Here is a 15,171-nt window from a genome sequence, read left to right as displayed (position 1 = left end):
CCACCGCGCCGCAACTCGGCCGCGGCGCAACGGCAACACCCGGCCCGCAGGCCGCGGTCAGGAGGCCGATCAAGGGGGCAAATCTAGGCCGAGACCTCAGGCACTGGCGCGAACCGCACACCGGCGATGCGCCAGTCTCCGTCGATCTGCTCCACCTGGTATTGCAGCGCGTGCAGCGCGCCCTCGGCATCCTGCACGATCACCGTCTGCCACAGCCCGCCATCGCTTTCCGACAGCGCCCCGAAGCGCACCTCGCCGGGCGCCCAGACCATGGGATAGCCGCGCTCGACCATGCGGCCGAAATTCTCGGGATTGCCGAACAGGCGCTGGATCTCGGGGCTGGCAAAACCCCACGCCGTCTCGACGTCTCCAGCGTCGAAGGCGTCGAGCTGCTGGCGGATGACGCCTTCTATCTCGGCGTTGTCCTGTGCGATCGCGGGCCCGGCGAGCGCCAGCCCCACGATCAGGTTCATTACCCATGTCCGCATCACGCCACCTCCTCCTGACAAAGAGGTAGCGCAAGCGGTCAGGCGGTCAAAACCGGCCTCAGCCGAGCTCGCCCGCGAGGCCCTTCTCGATCAGCGCCACGGTCTCGTCGACGCCGTAGAGCGCGACGAAGCCGCCGAAGCGCGGCCCTTGGCTCTGGCCCAGCAGCACCTCGTACAGCGCCTTGAACCAGTCGCGCAGGTTCTCGAAGCCGTGCTCCTTGCCGACCGCGAAGACCAGCGTCTGCAGCGCCTCGTCCGAGACCTCGCCATCATAGCCGCGCAGACGGCCCGCAAGGTCCTCCATCGCCGCCCGCTCCTTCTCGTCGGGGGCGCGGAACTGCTTGGTGGGCTTCACGAAATCGTCGTAGTAGCGCACCGCGAACCCGGCTGCCTGATCGAGATCGGGGTGGCTCTGCGGGGTCGCCTCGGGAGCGTAGCGGCGGATGAAGCCCCACATGGTCTCCTTGTCCTCGGCACCGGCGGCCGAGGCGAGGTTGAGCAGCATCGAGAACGGCACCACCATCTTCGACTCGGGCACGTTGCCGCCGTGGATGTGCCACACCGGGTTGTTGAGCTGCGCCTTGGCATCCTGCCCCGGGAAGGCCCGAAGCTGCTGGTGATACTCGTCCACCGCCTTGGGGATCACGTCCCACCACAGCCGCTTCGCGGTCTTGGGCTTCTGGTACATGAAATACGACAGCGACTCGGTCGAGGCGTAGGTCAGCCACTCGTCGATCGACAGGCCGTTGCCCTTCGACTTCGAGATCTTCTGGCCCTGATCGTCGAGGAACAGCTCGTAGGTGAAGTGCTCGGGCGCGCGCACGCCGAGGGTCCGGCAGATGCCGTCATAGATCGGCGTGTTGGTCGAGTGGTCCTTGCCGTACATCTCGAAATCGACACCGAGGGCGGCCCAGCGGGCGCCGAAATCCGGCTTCCACTGCAGCTTCACGTTGCCGCCGGTGACCGGCAGGGTCCATTCCTTGCCGTCATCGTCGTCGAAGGTGATGGTGCCGTCCTTGGGGTCGACATGCTTCACCGGCACATAGAGCACCCGGCCGGTCTCGGGGTGGATCGGCAGGAAGATCGAATAGGTCTGCTGGCGCTCGTCGCGGAGCGATTTCAGCATGATCGCCATCAGGTCGTCATAATTCTCGACGCAGCGCAGCAGGATCTCGTCGAACTTGCCGCTCTTGTAGAAATCGGTGGCCGAGTAGAACTCGTACTCGAACCCGAACGTGTCGAGGAAACGCCGCAGCATGGCGTTGTTGTGGTGGCCGAAGCTCTCGTATTCCTCGAACGGGTCCGGCACCGCGGTCAGCGGGCGCTGCAGGTTGGCCTGCAGCAGCTCTTGGTTCGGCACGTTCTCGGGCACCTTGCGCATCCCGTCCATGTCGTCGGAGAAGCAGATCAGCCGGGTCGGGATGTCCGAGATCAGCTCGAAGGCGCGGCGGATCATCGTGGTGCGCGCGACCTCGCCGAAGGTGCCGATATGCGGCAGGCCCGAGGGGCCGTAGCCGGTTTCGAACAGCACGAAGCCCTTCTCGGGCGGCTTTTTCTCGTAGCGTTTCAGGACGCGGCGCGCCTCTTCAAAGGGCCAGGCCTTCGAACTCATCGCGGCTTCGCGCAGATCGGACATCTGAAACACTCCATTGGATCGCGTGTGATTTGGCAACACGGGGGAAGGACCGCCCACGGTGAGTCCGTGGCGGTTGCGCCCGCCTCCTATTGCAGACAGGGGGCGCGGTCAATAAATTGACGCCAAAGGGTCAACCGAAGAAAGAGCAGCCGTGAACGAAGCCACCCCGCACCCGCTGACGTCCCAGGACTGTCTCGTCGCCGTGATGATCGCCGTCTCGGCATCGGACCAGAACATCCGCACCGCGGAACTCGTGAAGATCGAGTCCTCGGTCAACCTGCTGCCGATCTTCGCAGAGTACGATATCGACCGCATCCGCAACATGTCCGACCTCGTGTTCCAGCTCTTCGATCAGGAAGACGGGCTCGATGCGCTGTTCGGCCTGATCCGCGACAACCTGCCCGAGCGCCTGTTCGAGACCGCCTATGCGCTGGCCTGCGACGTGGCCGCCGCCGATGGCACCTTGCGCGAGGAAGAGCTGCGCTTGCTGGAAGAAATCCGCTACGAGCTCGATATAGATCGCCTGCACGCCGCAGCGATCGAGCGCGGCGCCCGCGCCCGGCACCTCCCCGCCTGACGGCGAAGCTTCGGCGCATCCCCCCACACCGGGGCAGAGATGCGCCGACCGCACGCGCTCTCGGCTTGAAAAACTCTACATAATCTCCCGCATCGGGCAGTCTGAAACGTGGCAATTATCGCCGTTCGTTTGTTTCACACGCCTTTTTGAACCGGGAGCATTCCATGACCCGCATTCGCCTTACCCTGCTGGGGGCCGCCATTCTCTGCCTGCTACCGATCCTCGGGGCCTCCGGGATTTCGGCATGGTTCGTGGCCGGGTTCTGAGGCCCGCCACGAGGGTAAACCACCTCTGACCGTCTAGCCCGCCGCCCTCGGACGGCCAGCAAGACCTCAGGCGCTCACCAGAACGGACCAGCGCTCGATCAGCCGCGATTGCAGAACCTTGGCGCGGGAATTCCAGGCCCGCGCCCCGTCCGGGCGCTCGCGCTGTTCCATGCTGAGCGCCTCGCGGCGCGGAATGTCACCGCAGAAGATCGCGAAGGCCAGTTCCGATCCGTCCGGCAGCTCGGCAAAGCCCGACAGTCCGCTGACGAAGTTCAGCGTGCCGGTCTTGGCCAACACCTTGACCGGATGTTCCTCCCCGCCGGCGTTCAGTTCGCCGCGCATCCGGAAGCTCTTGAGCAGAGGCTTCAGCTCGAGCCGCGTGCGCGCCTCCTTCATCGCCGTCGCCATGTCGACCGCCGCGATCCGGCTCAGGCCGCTCAGCCCCGAGTGATCGACCAGAGCGACGTTCACGAGCCCCAGTTCCTCCCGGGCCCAGGCGTTCATCGCCGCCGCCGAGGTCTCGAGCGAGGTCACCATGCCGGTGCGCACCCGCGTGGCCGTCTGCCCGACGATCTCGGCGGTGAGGTTGGTCGAGTATTTCAGCATGTCATGCAGGATCTGGACCAGCTTCCCGCTCTCGCGGCGCGCCAGCGTGTCGCCCTCCGGACGCTCCAGCACGATCTCCGGCGCCGGCAATTTCACACCGCGGAACTCGGCGAGGGCCTGAAAGACCTCCCCAGCGTAAAGCTCGGGCTTGCGCACCGGCAGCCAGCGCGACCCGCCATCGCCAAGCGCCCCGCGGGCCACGGTCCATTCGTCGCTCACGCCGCCATCGGCGTAGGTGTAGACCGGCCCCTGCCGCGACACGATGCCCATGCGCGCCATGCGGACGGCAGGGCGCAGCGTGTTCGAGGGCGCATCCATCGTGATATCATAGCCGTCGCCGGCCTTCGCCCATTCGAAATGCACGCGATTGTAGTTCAGGTTCAGCCCCGACACCGCCGGGCTGTAGCCCAGATGCGGCGGCTGGCCGGGGTCGATGGTGCGGGTGAACGGCAGGGCCGAGCCGCAGACGAGGAACTTGCCCGTCACGCCGGTGATGCCCTTCTCCTTGAGCTGCACCGCAAGCTCGCCGAGACCGTCGGTGTCGAGCGTCGGGTCACCGCCGCCAAGCAGAACCAGATCGCCCTCGACCACGCCGTCTTTTACCGGGCCGGTGGCGAGGATCTCGGTCGGGAAGCGATAGTCCGGCCCGAGCACGTCGAGCGCGTAGGACGCCGTGAGCGCCTTGGCCACGCTCGCAGGCGGCATACCGGTCGTGCCGTCGTGCTGCTCGATCACCGCGCCGTTGGCGAGGTTGATCGCCGCGAAGCCGACGATCCCGTCGAGCCGCGCCGCCTCGATCAGTTCTTCGGCGGATTTGAGCGTGCGCAGGCGCACGTCTTCGCCGCGGGCGACGGGACGCAGCGAAGCGGTGGGCGCATCCGCCCAGGCCGGGAGCGCGGCGCCAGCGCCGGCGGCCGCGAGTGAGGTCAGGAATGCACGCCTGGAGAAGCCTTGAGTCATGGCGCCGATGTAACCGCAGCGATTGTCCGCCGACAAGCGGGGGAGTCGCAGCAAATGATCACATTTTGCTGCCCGCGGCGCCGCGCAGCTCGGTCGAGCTCAGATTCACCAACGGTACGTTGACGAAGCACCAGGCCGGGGGCACCGCGCGCGCCAGCTGTCCGGCGGCACGATCCGGCAGCCGCGCGTGGCGGTAGACATCCGCCGCCACCGAGCCGCGCGCCGCCATCCGGGAGCCGGGCCGGGCCAGCACGCCCACCGGCACGCGCTCCATGATCTCGCGCCAGTCCTCCCAGCGATGCAGCTGCGCGAGGTTGTCGGCGCCCATCAGCCAGACGAAGTTCACCCCCGGAAACCGCGCCTGCAGATGCGCCAGCGTGCGCGCGGTGTGGCGGGTGCCGAGCAGCCGCTCGACATCGCTCACGATAACCCGGGGATGATCCATGATCCGCCGCGCCGCGTCGATGCGCTCGGCCAGCGGCGCCGGCCCGTGCGCCTTGAGCGGATTGCCCGGGCTGACCAGCCAGACCACCCGGTCGAGCCCGAAGCGGCGCAGCGCCTCGCGGGTGATGTGCACGTGCCCGGCGTGCGGCGGATCGAACGATCCCCCCAGCAGGCCCACGGTCATCCCCGGGGTCAGATGCAGCCCCGCCTCATGCGCATTCCAAGCCATCCCGGCCCTTCCGTTTCCGAAGTGGCGGCAAAAGACACCGGAACACGCGCGAATGACAACAGAAAACCCGACCGCAGGCAGCCTCGGCCCGGCACCCTGACGGCGGCGCCACGCCTGCACGGCCCCTGCCAAGGCCGTCGCAAAGACCCTTTGCGCCCCGAGCGGTCGGGGGCTTTGCATTCCCCCGTCCCGGTGCGATACAGGCGCCCAACCAGTCACCGGAGGACAGCATGGCCAGCTATCAGTACGTCTACCACATGGATGGAGTCTCCAAGACCTATCCGGGCGGCAAGAAGTGCTTCGAAAACATCCGCCTGAGCTTTCTGCCGGGTGTGAAAATCGGTGTCGTCGGCGTCAACGGCGCCGGTAAGTCGACCCTGATGCGAATCATGGCCGGCATCGACAAGGACTTCACCGGCGAGGCCTGGGCCGCCGAGGGCGCCAAGGTCGGCTACCTGCCGCAGGAGCCGCATCTCGAGCCCGAGCTCACCGTGCGCGAGAACGTCATGCTCGGCGTCGCCGCGAAGAAGGCCAAGCTTGACCGCTTCAACGAGCTCGCGATGAACTACAGCGACGAGACCGCCGAGGAGATGGCGGCGCTGCAGGACGAGATCGACGCAAACGACCTGTGGGATCTCGACGGCCAGATCGACGTCGCCATGGAGGCACTGCGCTGCCCCGCCGACGATGCCGACGTCACCACCCTGTCGGGCGGTGAGCGCCGCCGCGTGGCGCTCTGCAAGCTGCTGCTCGAAGCGCCCGACATGCTGCTGCTCGACGAACCGACCAACCACCTCGACGCCGAGACCATCGCGTGGCTGCAGAACCACCTGATCGAGTACAAGGGCACCATCCTGTGCGTCACGCACGACCGGTACTTCCTCGACGACATCACCGGCTGGATCCTCGAACTCGATCGCGGGCGCGGCATCCCCTACGAGGGCAACTACTCCGCGTGGCTGGAGCAGAAGGCCAAGCGCCTCGAGCAGGAAGCCCGCGAGGACAAGGCCAAGCAGAAGACGCTGGAGCGCGAGCTCGAGTGGATGCGGCAGGGCGCCAAGGCGCGTCAGGCCAAGTCGAAGGCACGGATCTCGGCCTATAACGATCTCGCCTCGCAGTCCGAGCGCGAGCGCGTCGGCAAGGCGCAGATCGTCATCCCGAACGGTGAACGCCTCGGCTCCAAGGTGATCGAGGTCGAGGGCCTGAAGAAGGCGATGGGCGACAAGCTCCTCATCGAGGATCTGAGCTTCTCGCTGCCGCCGGGCGGCATCGTCGGCGTGATCGGCCCCAACGGCGCCGGCAAGTCGACCTTGTTCAAGATGCTTACCGGACAGGAACAGCCCGACGCGGGCCATATCGAGTTCGGCGACACGGTGCAGATGTCCTATGTCGACCAGTCGCGCGACGATCTCGAGTCCGACGCCACGGTCTGGGAGGCCATCTCGGGCGGGGCGGAGATCATCCAGCTTGGCGATGCGCAGATGAACTCGCGCGCCTATTGCGGGGCGTTCAACTTCAAGGGCGGCGACCAGCAGAAGAAGGTCGGCCTGCTCTCGGGTGGTGAACGCAACCGCGTGCACATGGCACGGCTGCTGAAGTCGGGCGGCAACGTCATCCTGCTCGACGAACCGACCAACGACCTCGACGTCGAGACCCTGCGGGCGCTCGAGGACGCGCTGGTCGATTTCGCCGGCTGTGCCGTGGTGATCTCGCACGACCGCTTCTTCCTCGACCGGATCTGCACCCACATCCTCGCCTTCGAGGGCGAGGCGCATGTGGAATGGTTCGAGGGCAACTTCGAGGATTACGAGGAAGACAAGAAGCGCCGCCTCGGCCCCGACGCGGTCGAGCCCAAGCGGGTGAAGTTCAAGAAGTTCACGCGCTGAGCAAAACGCTTGGATCGGTGAGATATGAAGACGGAAAAGGCGGGGATCTCCCCGCCTTTTTTCGTAGAGCGCGCTGCAAAACTCTCGGTCGAAAGTGACCCTTTGGAGGTGTCAGACGCCGCCGCGCCATTGCCGGCTCGCGGGATGGCGATCCACCCGAGGAGCCTCTTGTTTTATCGCAGCCAAGTCCGAAGGACCTCGAAACGCGGCTCGGATGTCACCAAATCGCCAGCCCGGGGGGCGGGCCGGCGATGGCGCGGCGGCCTACGGCCTTGTCCCGCGCCCGCGGAACGTACGACCACTGTACCTCACAGCGCCCTGCGGATCGCCCGCACCGCCTTCGAGGCGATCTGGCTCTCGACGCTGCGGCCGCGCTTCACCTTGTGATGACGCACCGGGCGGTTCCGGACCGGGGTGCCGGCGTGATGGCCCCCACGCTTGCTGCGGGCATAGGCCGACAGGGCCTTCTTTGCGAGACGCTGAATCGACATCGTTCTCTCCTAAGCGTTGGTTCTGCGCTAGAAACGCCCTGAGCGGGAAAGCCGTTCCGCACCTCGCGTCAAAGCTTGTGCGACTCAAACCGTCATGTCATATCTCAGACTGCTACTCTCTATCCGACCCGTTCCTTTCACGGCCGCTGTCGAGACTAGACGACGACGCCGGGCCGCAGCATCTACGCGTGCGGCAAGACAAGGAAAGGGTTCATCCCATGCCAACTGGTACCGTGAAGTGGTTCAACACCACCAAAGGCTACGGCTTCATCGCTCCCGAGGGCGGCTCCCAGGACGTGTTCGTGCACATCTCCGCACTCGAGCGTTCCGGCCTGTCCGAGCTCAAGGACAACCAGAAAGTGTCCTACGAGCTGCAATCCGGCCGTGATGGCCGCGAGAGCGCCGTGAATCTCGAGCTGCTCTGATCGATCCGATCAGGCCAGCCGGAAGGCGCGCCCCAGGGCGCGCCTTTTTCGTTTGCGGCCTCGCGTCCAGCCCCCTCAACCGCCGAACAGCCGCCAACCGGCAAGCCAGCGCGTCAGCGTGGTGACGAAGCAGGCGGCGGCAAACGCCAGCGCCAGCACCGGGAACCACCCCGGCAGCAGGCAGATCAGCACGAAAAGACCGATTGTCTCGGCGCCTTCGGTCAGCCCGCCGAGATAGAAGATGCCCTTCGAGGGGTAGTCCTCCGAGGTGAGCCCACGCCGCTCGGCGATGATCGAAAACGCGAGGAAGGACGAGCCGGTGCCCACGAAGCTCGCCACCAGAACCGCCGCGGGCAGCGCGTTCGCCCCCGGATCGGCCATGGCGAAGCCCAGCGGGAACAGCGCGTAGAACAGAAAGTCGAGCGCGATGTCGAGGAAGGCGCCGCGATCCGTCGGCCCCGCCAGCCGCGCCACCTCCCCGTCGAGACCGTCCGCCAGCCGGTTCGCCACGAGCCCGACGAGCGCCAGCCAAAACAGCCCGCCCGCCGCCGCCAGCACCCCCAGCAGCCCCAGCGCGAACCCCGCCAGCGTGATCGTGTCGGCCTTCACGCCGCCCGCGTGCAGGCGCCCCGCCAGAGGGTGAATCAGGCGCCGCTGCAGCGGCAGGAGCTTGGCGTCGAACATGGGGCCTCCCGGTGGTCCTGCGCGACTGTTTCGCGCCGCGCTTGCAAGCGCAACCGCGATCCCGGAAAGTTGAGCCATGACAGAGCTTCCCCCGCCCCCGGACCGCGACGACGCCCCCGATCCCCGCCTGCGCCTGCGCATCCTGTTCGGCGACAGCGCCATGCTTGGCCCCGGCAAGGCCGAGCTGCTCGACCGAATCGCCGAGACCGGCTCCATCGCCGCCGCCGGGCGGGCCATGGCGATGAGCTACAAACGCGCATGGAGCCTCGTCGAAGAGATGAACCACGCCTTCCGCGCGCCCTTGGTCGAACGCAACCGGGGCGGCACCCGCGGCGGTGGCGCGCGGCTGACCGAGACCGGCGTGCGGGTGCTGTCGCATTACCGCCGCGTCGAACGCGCCGCCGCCGCCGCCGGCGCCGAGGACATCGCCGCGCTGAAGTCGCTGCTCAGCGATATGTCGCAGGAGAAATAGCGCTTGTCACACGGGGGCCGCCCGATATGTTTCTGGAAACATATTGCGTCCGGAGCCGCCATGCCCCTCTTCACCCCGCCCTCGCTCGCCGCCCTCGCCCTGGTTGCTGTCGCGGCTTCCGGCGCGTGCGCCGAGCAGGTGACGGTGTTCGCCGCCGCCAGCGTGAAGACCGCGATGGACGAGATCACCGCCCGCTTCACCGAAGAGACCGGCGAAACCGCGCGGGTCTCCTTCGCCGGCTCCTCGGCTCTGGCGCGGCAGATCCAGGCGGGCGCACCGGCGGATCTGTTCATTTCCGCCAATCCCGGCTGGATGGACACACTGGAGGCCGACGGACTGATCGATGACGCCACACGCACCGACCTGCTTGGCAACAGCCTCGTGCTGATCGCCCACGATCCCGAGGCAGGCGCGGTCGAGATCACCTCCGATCTGCCGCTTGCCGATATGCTGGGGGAGGACCACCTCGCCATGGCGCTGGTCGAGGCGGTCCCCGCGGGGATCTACGGCAAGGCGGCTCTGGAGGCCCTCGGCCTCTGGAACGCCGGCGCCCCCAAGGTGGCGCAGGCCGACAACGTGCGCGCAGCACTGGCGCTTGTCGCCACCGGCGAGGCGCCCTTGGGCATCGTATACGCCACAGACGCCCATGCCGAACCGTCGGTCACCGTGCTGGGGAGCTTCCCCGAAGACAGCCACGCTCCGATCACCTACCCCGTGGCGCGCATCCGTGACAGCGACAGCGCGGTTGCCGACGCATTCCTCGCCTATCTGCAGGGCCCGGTTGCGCGCGCCGCCTTCGAGCGGCAGGGTTTCACCGTCCTGACGGAGTAGTCGCCCCCATGTCCCTGCTCGGCCCCGACGAATGGCAAGCCGTCGCGCTGTCGCTGCGCGTGGCGCTCTGGGCGACGCTGGCCGGCCTGCCGCCGGGGATCCTCGTGGCCTATGCGCTGGCGCGCTGGGAGTTTCCCGGCAAGCAGGTGCTGAACGGGCTGGTGCACCTGCCGCTGATCCTGCCGCCGGTGGTCACCGGTTACCTGCTGCTGCTGACCTTCGGCACCCGCGGCCCCATCGGCGCCGCCCTGAAGGAGATCGGCATCGTCTTCGCCTTCCACTGGACCGGCGCGGCGCTGGCCGCCGGGATCATGGCCTTCCCGCTGCTCGTGCGCGCCATCCGCCTGTCGATCGAGGCGGTGGACCCCAAGCTCGAGCAGGCCGGGGCGACGCTCGGGGCCTCGCGCCTCTGGGTGTTCGCCACCGTCACGCTGCCGCTCACCCTGCCCGGCATCCTCGCCGGCGCCATCCTCGCCTTCGCCAAGGCGATGGGCGAGTTCGGCGCCACCATCACCTTCGTCTCCAACATCCCCGGCCAGACCCAGACCCTGCCCTCGGCGATCTACGCCTTCCTGCAGGTGCCGGGGGGCGAGGCCTCGGCGCTGCGGCTGGTGGCGGTTTCGGTGGCCATCGCCATGGCGGCGCTGATCCTGTCGGAAGTGCTCTCGCGCCGCATCGCGAAACGGGTGGCGGGCGCATGAGCCTTCGGGTTTCGATCCGCCACTGTTTCGGCGGCTTCCAGCTCGACCTCGGCTTCGAGGCCCCGCCGGGCCTGACCGTGCTGTTCGGGCGCTCCGGCTCGGGCAAGACCACCATCGTCAACGCGGTGGCCGGGCTGTTGCGCCCGGATGCGGGCCGCATCGCGCTTGGCGATCAGGTGCTGTTCGACAGCGCGCGCCGCATCTGGCAGCCGCCGCATCGCCGCCGCCTCGGCTACATCTTTCAGGACGCGCGGCTCTTCCCGCATCTCACCGTGCGGCAGAACCTGCTTTACGGGCGCTGGTTCGCTCCCCGCGACAGCCCCCCCGACGAGATCGACCGCGTCATCGACATGCTTGGCATCGCGCCGCTGCTCTCCCGCCGCCCCGGCGCGCTTTCCGGTGGCGAGCGCCAGCGCGTGGCGATCGGGCGTGCCCTGCTGGCCCGGCCCCGCCTGATCCTCGCCGACGAGCCGCTCGCGGCGCTGGACGAGGCGCGAAAGTCAGAGATCCTGCCCTATTTCGAGCGCCTCCGGGACGAGACCGAGGTGCCGATCCTCTATGTCAGCCACGCCCCAGCCGAAGTCGCGCGGCTCGCCACCTCGGTTGTGGCGCTGCAGGATGGCCGGGTGACACGCCACGGCAGCGCCACCGACGTGCTTGGCGACCCGGAGGTGACACCGCTGGGGGCGGGCGCCGCCGGCGCGGTGATCGAGGCCAGCATCCTGCGCCACCACGAGGACGGGCTGACCGAGCTCGAGGCGGCGGGCGGGCTGCGCCTGCTCATCCCCTCGGTTCCCCGCGCGCCCGGCACGCCGCTGCGGGTTCATATCGAGGCGCAGGACGTGATGCTCGCCACCACGCGGCCCGAGCGGATCTCGGCCCTCAACATCCTTCCCTGCCGCATCCGGGCGTTGCGCATGGGCAACGGCCCCGGCGCGCTGGTCCAGCTCGACGCCTGCGGCAACCTGCTGCTCGCGCGGGTCACGCAGCGCTCGGTCTCGGCCTTGGGGCTCTGCGACGGGCAGGAGGTTTTCGCCGTTCTAAAAGCGGTTTCCGTGGCCAAGGGCGCCATCGCGGGCGGCCCGCGCCCCGGCTGATCGCCGCGCTTTCTGCACTGCAGCATTTTCCATAGATCTCGAAGGAACCCGATCACCGCCAACGGCGTTCGGGCACGGGTCGTGATCCGTCACACTCCCGATACACGCTGCCGCCATAAGGCGGGCGAGCGAACAAGAAAGACCTTCCGATGCCGTCTTCTCCCGCCGGCAATGACGCCCGCCGCACGATACGCAGCCTGTTCCTGTCGGACCTGCATCTCGGGGCCCGCGCCAGCCGCCCGTCGCAGGTTCTCGCCTTTCTCCGAAACATCGAAGCCGAAACGATCTATCTCGTCGGCGACATCTTCGACCTCTGGCACGGGGGGCGCCTGCACTGGACCGGCGCCCACGAAACCCTGATGGCCGAGTTCCGGATGCGGCGCCGCAACGGCACGCGGATCGTCTATCTTCCCGGCAACCACGACGCGGCGATGCGCGCCCCCGACGCGGCGGTCGAGGGCTGGGAGTTGCGCGAAGCGGTGATCCATCACGCCGCCGATGGCCGGCGCTATCTCGTGCTCCACGGCGACCAGTGCGACCCGCGCATCCTGCGCTGGCACGCCATGACCCGCCTCGGCAGCCGGCTCGACGCGGTGCTGCGGCAGGTCGACGACTGGCAGCGCCGGCGCGGAGATGTCCCCGCGGGGACACAAAGTCCCGCCCAGCGGGTCATCGCGCGGGCCAACCAGCTTCTGGCGATGGGCGATCGCTTTGAACGTCGCCTGATCAAGCTGGCCCGTGCCGCCGGCACCGGCGGCGTGATCTGCGGCCATTCGCACAAGCCCGGCCTGCGCCGCCATGGCGAGATGGTCTATGCCAATTGCGGCGACTGGATCGACAGCCTCACCGCGATGACAGAGGACGCGCATGGCACCCTGAGCCTCGTCGAATTCACCGCCGCCGCGGCGCCGTCCCCGGCCGCCGTGACACCCGCCGCGGGCACTGGCGCATTGGCGGAAGGCATCGCATGACCGACCTGCTGATCTCCGCGCTCGCCGCGATCCTCGGTGTCACCCTCGCCGCGCATCTGCTCAGCGCCCTGTTGGCGGCATGGCGGTATCGAAGGCGCCCCGCGGCGCCGAAGGATGAGACCACGCTGCCCTATATCTCGCTGGTGCGCCCGGTCTGCGGCCTCGACTCGTTCGACCGCGAGACACTCGGCTCGTCGTTCCGACAGGGCTACCCGCGCTACGAGGTGGTCTTCTGTGCGCCGTCCGAGACCGACCCCTCGGTGCCGCTGGTGCGCGCGCTGATCGCCGAGAACCCGCAGGTCGAGGCGACGCTGCTCTTCGGCGAGACCCCGATCAGCGGCAATCCCAAGCTCAACAACCTGCACAAGGGCTATCGCGAGGCGCGCGGCGAGTGGCTGGCGATGACCGACAGCAACCTGTTGCTGCCGTCCGACTACCTGCGCACGCTCATTGCCACGTGGCGCAGCGACACCGGGCTGGTCACCTCGCCGCCCGCCGGGACGCGCCCCGGGAATTTCTGGGGCGCGGTGGAATGCGCCTTCCTTAACAGCTCGCAGGGCCGGTGGCAGCTCGCCGCCGACAGCCTCGGGCTGGGTTTTGCACAGGGCAAGACGCTGTTCTGGCGCCGCGACATCCTCGAGGCGGGCGGCGGCCTTCCGGCGCTCGGACGCAACCTTGCCGAGGACGTGGCCGCGACCAAGCTGGTGCGGGCGCAGGGCAAGCGGGTGCGCCTGACCCCGCGGCTCTTCGCCCAGCCCATCGGGACGCGCCATGCGCGCGCGGTCTGGGAGCGGCAGCTGCGCTGGAGCAAGGTGCGCCGCGACGGCTTTGCGCTGATCTTCTGCGCCGAGATCGCCCAGGGGCCGCTGCTGCCGCTGGCCGCAACGCTCGGTCTGGTCGCAACGGGCGCCGCGCCGCTCGGCGCGCTGCCGGCGCTCGTGGCGCTGTGGTACGGAGCCGAGATGGCGCTGGCCCGCCGTGCCGGCTGGCCTGCCGGGCTGCGTGATCTGGCGGCCATGGGGATGCGGGACGCCTTGCTTCCGGCGCTCTGGGTCGCCACATGGACGGGGCGTGGCTTTACATGGCGCGGCACCGACATGGCGCCCGCCGAGGCCGCAGGCGCCGCGGAGTAAGCCTTGTTCGGACTGGAAACCGTCACCGCCCTGCTCGCCAAGAACGGGCTGGCCATCCTCGCACCGATCGCGGTGCTCGAGGGACCGATCGTCACGGTGATCGCGGCGTGGCTGGCAAGCCGTGGTCTGCTCGACGTCTGGAGCGTCAGCGTGGTGGTGATCCTTGCCGATCTGTTCGGAGACCTGCTGTTCTACGCGCTCGGGCGCTGGGGCCTGCACCGCCTGCCGCTGCGCTGGCGCTACCGCATGGGGCTGAGCCGGGCGCGGCTGGCGCAGGTCTCGGGGCATTTCGAAAGTCACGGCGCGCGCACGCTGGTGCTGGGCAAGATCACCCATTCCGCCGGAGCGGCGGTGCTGGTGGCGGCCGGGCTCGCCAGGATGCCGCTCTTGCGCTTTTTCTGGGTCAACCTGCTCGCCACCATCCCCAAGAGCCTGTTCTTCGTGGTCATCGGCTACGCCTTCGGCGCCGCCTATTCCCGGATCGACGACTGGATCGCGCGGATCTCATTGCTGCTGCTGGGCGTTCTGGTGTTGGGCGGCATCGCCTGGATTCTCAAGAGGACGACACAGAAATGACCGGCGCGCTGTCCATCTCCTGCATCATCCCGGCCTATAACGAGGCCCCGCGCATCGGCGCGGTGCTGGATGCGGTGCTCGGCCACGCGCTGATCGACGAGGTCATCGTGGTCGATGACGGCTCCTCCGACGGCACCGCAGAGGCCGCCGAGGCGCGGGGGCAGGAAGCCCCGGCGCTTCGGGTGGTGCGCCAGCCGCGCAACGGCGGCAAGACCCGCGCCGTGACCCGCGGCATCACCGAGGCGCGCGGCAGCCATGTCCTGCTGCTCGACAGCGACCTGCTCGGCCTCGGGCCCGAGCATCTCAGCGCCCTGATCCTGCCGGTGTTGGAGCACCGCGCCGAGGCCACGATCAGCCTGCGCCGCAACGCGCCGCTGATCTGGCGGATGATCGGCATCGACTACATCTCGGGCGAGCGCGTCATGCCGCGCCGTTTGCTGGCGAACCAGACCGAGGCGCTGCTCAACCTGCCGCGCTTCGGGCTCGAGGTGTTCATAAACCGGCTGTGGCTGGCCGAGGGGCTGCACATCGCCATCGTGCGCTGGCCTGAGGTCGAAAGCCCCTACAAACACGCCAAGCGCGGTGGCTGGATCGACGGTCTGCGCGCCGACATCGCCATGTTGGGCGACATCTTCCGCACCGTGCCGCCGACCGAGACCATGCGGCAGGTGGTGGCGCTGCGCAGCCGACGGGTCTGA

General features: G+C 68.2%; 17 protein-coding genes. 11 read left to right on the top strand and 6 right to left on the bottom strand.

Annotated features, from left to right (window positions below):
- Positions 1-83: 83 nt before the first annotated feature.
- Both LCM15_RS15460 and LCM15_RS15455 read right to left on the bottom strand, forming a co-directional pair.
- On the bottom strand, positions 84-488 hold the full coding sequence (locus tag LCM15_RS15460) for a DUF4864 domain-containing protein (protein ID WP_224857978.1): 405 nt from the start codon (positions 486-488) through the stop codon (positions 84-86).
- 58 nt (positions 489-546) lie between these two features.
- Positions 547-2,124: a lysine--tRNA ligase gene (locus LCM15_RS15455; RefSeq protein ID WP_224857976.1), complete on the bottom strand. Its 1,578-nt coding sequence runs from the start codon at positions 2,122-2,124 to the stop codon at positions 547-549.
- Between the two features lie 151 nt (positions 2,125-2,275).
- Here LCM15_RS15455 and LCM15_RS15450 point away from each other — a divergent pair, with 151 nt between their 5' ends.
- Complete coding sequence (locus LCM15_RS15450; protein ID WP_224857974.1) at positions 2,276-2,701, top strand: tellurite resistance TerB family protein; 426 nt, start codon at positions 2,276-2,278, stop codon at positions 2,699-2,701.
- Positions 2,702-3,033: 332 nt separating this feature from the next.
- Here LCM15_RS15450 and dacB read toward each other — a convergent pair whose 3' ends face one another.
- Both dacB and LCM15_RS15440 read right to left on the bottom strand, forming a co-directional pair.
- Positions 3,034-4,533, bottom strand: coding sequence for a D-alanyl-D-alanine carboxypeptidase/D-alanyl-D-alanine-endopeptidase (gene dacB, locus LCM15_RS15445; protein WP_224857972.1), 1,500 nt, complete (start codon positions 4,531-4,533; stop codon positions 3,034-3,036).
- A gap of 58 nt (positions 4,534-4,591) precedes the next feature.
- Positions 4,592-5,206, bottom strand: a complete 615-nt coding sequence (locus LCM15_RS15440; RefSeq protein ID WP_224857970.1) for a nicotinate-nucleotide adenylyltransferase — start codon at positions 5,204-5,206, stop codon at positions 4,592-4,594.
- Positions 5,207-5,436: 230 nt separating this feature from the next.
- Here LCM15_RS15440 and ettA point away from each other — a divergent pair, with 230 nt between their 5' ends.
- Positions 5,437-7,092, top strand: a complete 1,656-nt coding sequence (gene ettA, locus LCM15_RS15435) for an energy-dependent translational throttle protein EttA (protein ID WP_224857968.1) — start codon at positions 5,437-5,439, stop codon at positions 7,090-7,092.
- A 308-nt stretch (positions 7,093-7,400) separates the two neighbouring features.
- On the opposite strand, the gene LCM15_RS15430 is transcribed toward ettA, so the two are convergent.
- Positions 7,401-7,583 (bottom strand): hypothetical protein, encoded by a 183-nt coding sequence (locus tag LCM15_RS15430; protein WP_224857966.1) that lies wholly within the window; start codon positions 7,581-7,583, stop codon positions 7,401-7,403.
- A 218-nt stretch (positions 7,584-7,801) separates the two neighbouring features.
- Here LCM15_RS15430 and LCM15_RS15425 point away from each other — a divergent pair, with 218 nt between their 5' ends.
- Positions 7,802-8,008, top strand: coding sequence for a cold-shock protein (locus LCM15_RS15425; protein WP_224857964.1), 207 nt, complete (start codon positions 7,802-7,804; stop codon positions 8,006-8,008).
- Positions 8,009-8,083: 75 nt separating this feature from the next.
- Here the strand turns inward: LCM15_RS15425 and LCM15_RS15420 are convergent, their stop codons facing one another.
- Complete coding sequence (locus tag LCM15_RS15420) at positions 8,084-8,692, bottom strand: CDP-alcohol phosphatidyltransferase family protein (protein WP_224857962.1); 609 nt, start codon at positions 8,690-8,692, stop codon at positions 8,084-8,086.
- Between the two features lie 76 nt (positions 8,693-8,768).
- On the opposite strand from LCM15_RS15420, the gene LCM15_RS15415 reads away from it, so the two are divergent.
- The 8 genes from LCM15_RS15415 to LCM15_RS15380 all read left to right on the top strand — a co-directional run bounded on the left by LCM15_RS15415 (position 8,769) and on the right by LCM15_RS15380 (position 15,171).
- Complete coding sequence (locus LCM15_RS15415; protein WP_224857960.1) at positions 8,769-9,164, top strand: winged helix-turn-helix domain-containing protein; 396 nt, start codon at positions 8,769-8,771, stop codon at positions 9,162-9,164.
- A 60-nt stretch (positions 9,165-9,224) separates the two neighbouring features.
- Positions 9,225-9,995, top strand: coding sequence for a molybdate ABC transporter substrate-binding protein (modA, locus tag LCM15_RS15410; protein WP_224857958.1), 771 nt, complete (start codon positions 9,225-9,227; stop codon positions 9,993-9,995).
- A gap of 8 nt (positions 9,996-10,003) precedes the next feature.
- Positions 10,004-10,696, top strand: a complete 693-nt coding sequence (modB, locus tag LCM15_RS15405; RefSeq protein WP_224857956.1) for a molybdate ABC transporter permease subunit — start codon at positions 10,004-10,006, stop codon at positions 10,694-10,696.
- Positions 10,693-11,793 carry a molybdenum ABC transporter ATP-binding protein gene (gene modC / locus LCM15_RS15400; RefSeq protein ID WP_224857954.1) on the top strand — a complete coding sequence of 367 codons (1,101 nt, stop codon included), beginning with the start codon at positions 10,693-10,695 and terminating at the stop codon, positions 11,791-11,793. The genes modB and modC overlap by 4 nt, the downstream gene beginning before the upstream one ends.
- Before the next feature lie 149 nt (positions 11,794-11,942).
- Positions 11,943-12,764 (top strand): UDP-2,3-diacylglucosamine diphosphatase, encoded by an 822-nt coding sequence (locus tag LCM15_RS15395; protein WP_224857952.1) that lies wholly within the window; start codon positions 11,943-11,945, stop codon positions 12,762-12,764.
- A complete protein-coding gene (locus LCM15_RS15390) occupies positions 12,761-13,897 on the top strand; it encodes a ceramide glucosyltransferase (RefSeq protein ID WP_224857950.1) in 1,137 nt (378 codons plus the stop codon). The genes LCM15_RS15395 and LCM15_RS15390 overlap by 4 nt, the downstream gene beginning before the upstream one ends.
- A 3-nt stretch (positions 13,898-13,900) precedes the next feature.
- Positions 13,901-14,473, top strand: a complete 573-nt coding sequence (locus tag LCM15_RS15385; RefSeq protein ID WP_224857948.1) for a DedA family protein — start codon at positions 13,901-13,903, stop codon at positions 14,471-14,473.
- Entirely contained in the window at positions 14,470-15,171 is a 702-nt protein-coding gene (locus LCM15_RS15380) for a glycosyltransferase family 2 protein (protein WP_224857946.1), read from the top strand. The genes LCM15_RS15385 and LCM15_RS15380 overlap by 4 nt, the downstream gene beginning before the upstream one ends.

Source organism: Salipiger bermudensis (assembly GCF_020171625.1).
In the GTDB taxonomy this organism is placed as follows: Bacteria; Pseudomonadota; Alphaproteobacteria; order Rhodobacterales; family Rhodobacteraceae; genus Salipiger; species Salipiger bermudensis_B.
Note: the sequence above shows the minus strand (reverse complement) of the source record. Positions and strands in the feature narration are given on the sequence as shown.

Bases quoted from the DNA above. Each gene is read 5' to 3' on its own strand.
- LCM15_RS15460 (WP_224857978.1), bottom strand. From the start codon at position 488: ATGCGGACATGGGTAATGAACCTGATCGTGGGGCTGGCGCTCGCCGGG.
- LCM15_RS15455 (WP_224857976.1), bottom strand. From the start codon at position 2,124: ATGTCCGATCTGCGCGAAGCCGCGATGAGTTCGAAGGCCTGGCCCTTT.
- dacB (WP_224857972.1), bottom strand. From the start codon at position 4,533: ATGACTCAAGGCTTCTCCAGGCGTGCATTCCTGACCTCACTCGCGGCC.
- LCM15_RS15440 (WP_224857970.1), bottom strand. From the start codon at position 5,206: ATGGCTTGGAATGCGCATGAGGCGGGGCTGCATCTGACCCCGGGGATG.
- ettA (WP_224857968.1), top strand. From the start codon at position 5,437: ATGGCCAGCTATCAGTACGTCTACCACATGGATGGAGTCTCCAAGACC.
- LCM15_RS15430 (WP_224857966.1), bottom strand. From the start codon at position 7,583: ATGTCGATTCAGCGTCTCGCAAAGAAGGCCCTGTCGGCCTATGCCCGC.
- LCM15_RS15425 (WP_224857964.1), top strand. From the start codon at position 7,802: ATGCCAACTGGTACCGTGAAGTGGTTCAACACCACCAAAGGCTACGGC.
- LCM15_RS15420 (WP_224857962.1), bottom strand. From the start codon at position 8,692: ATGTTCGACGCCAAGCTCCTGCCGCTGCAGCGGCGCCTGATTCACCCT.
- LCM15_RS15415 (WP_224857960.1), top strand. From the start codon at position 8,769: ATGACAGAGCTTCCCCCGCCCCCGGACCGCGACGACGCCCCCGATCCC.
- modA (WP_224857958.1), top strand. From the start codon at position 9,225: ATGCCCCTCTTCACCCCGCCCTCGCTCGCCGCCCTCGCCCTGGTTGCT.
- modB (WP_224857956.1), top strand. From the start codon at position 10,004: ATGTCCCTGCTCGGCCCCGACGAATGGCAAGCCGTCGCGCTGTCGCTG.
- modC (WP_224857954.1), top strand. From the start codon at position 10,693: ATGAGCCTTCGGGTTTCGATCCGCCACTGTTTCGGCGGCTTCCAGCTC.
- LCM15_RS15395 (WP_224857952.1), top strand. From the start codon at position 11,943: ATGCCGTCTTCTCCCGCCGGCAATGACGCCCGCCGCACGATACGCAGC.
- LCM15_RS15390 (WP_224857950.1), top strand. From the start codon at position 12,761: ATGACCGACCTGCTGATCTCCGCGCTCGCCGCGATCCTCGGTGTCACC.
- LCM15_RS15380 (WP_224857946.1), top strand. From the start codon at position 14,470: ATGACCGGCGCGCTGTCCATCTCCTGCATCATCCCGGCCTATAACGAG.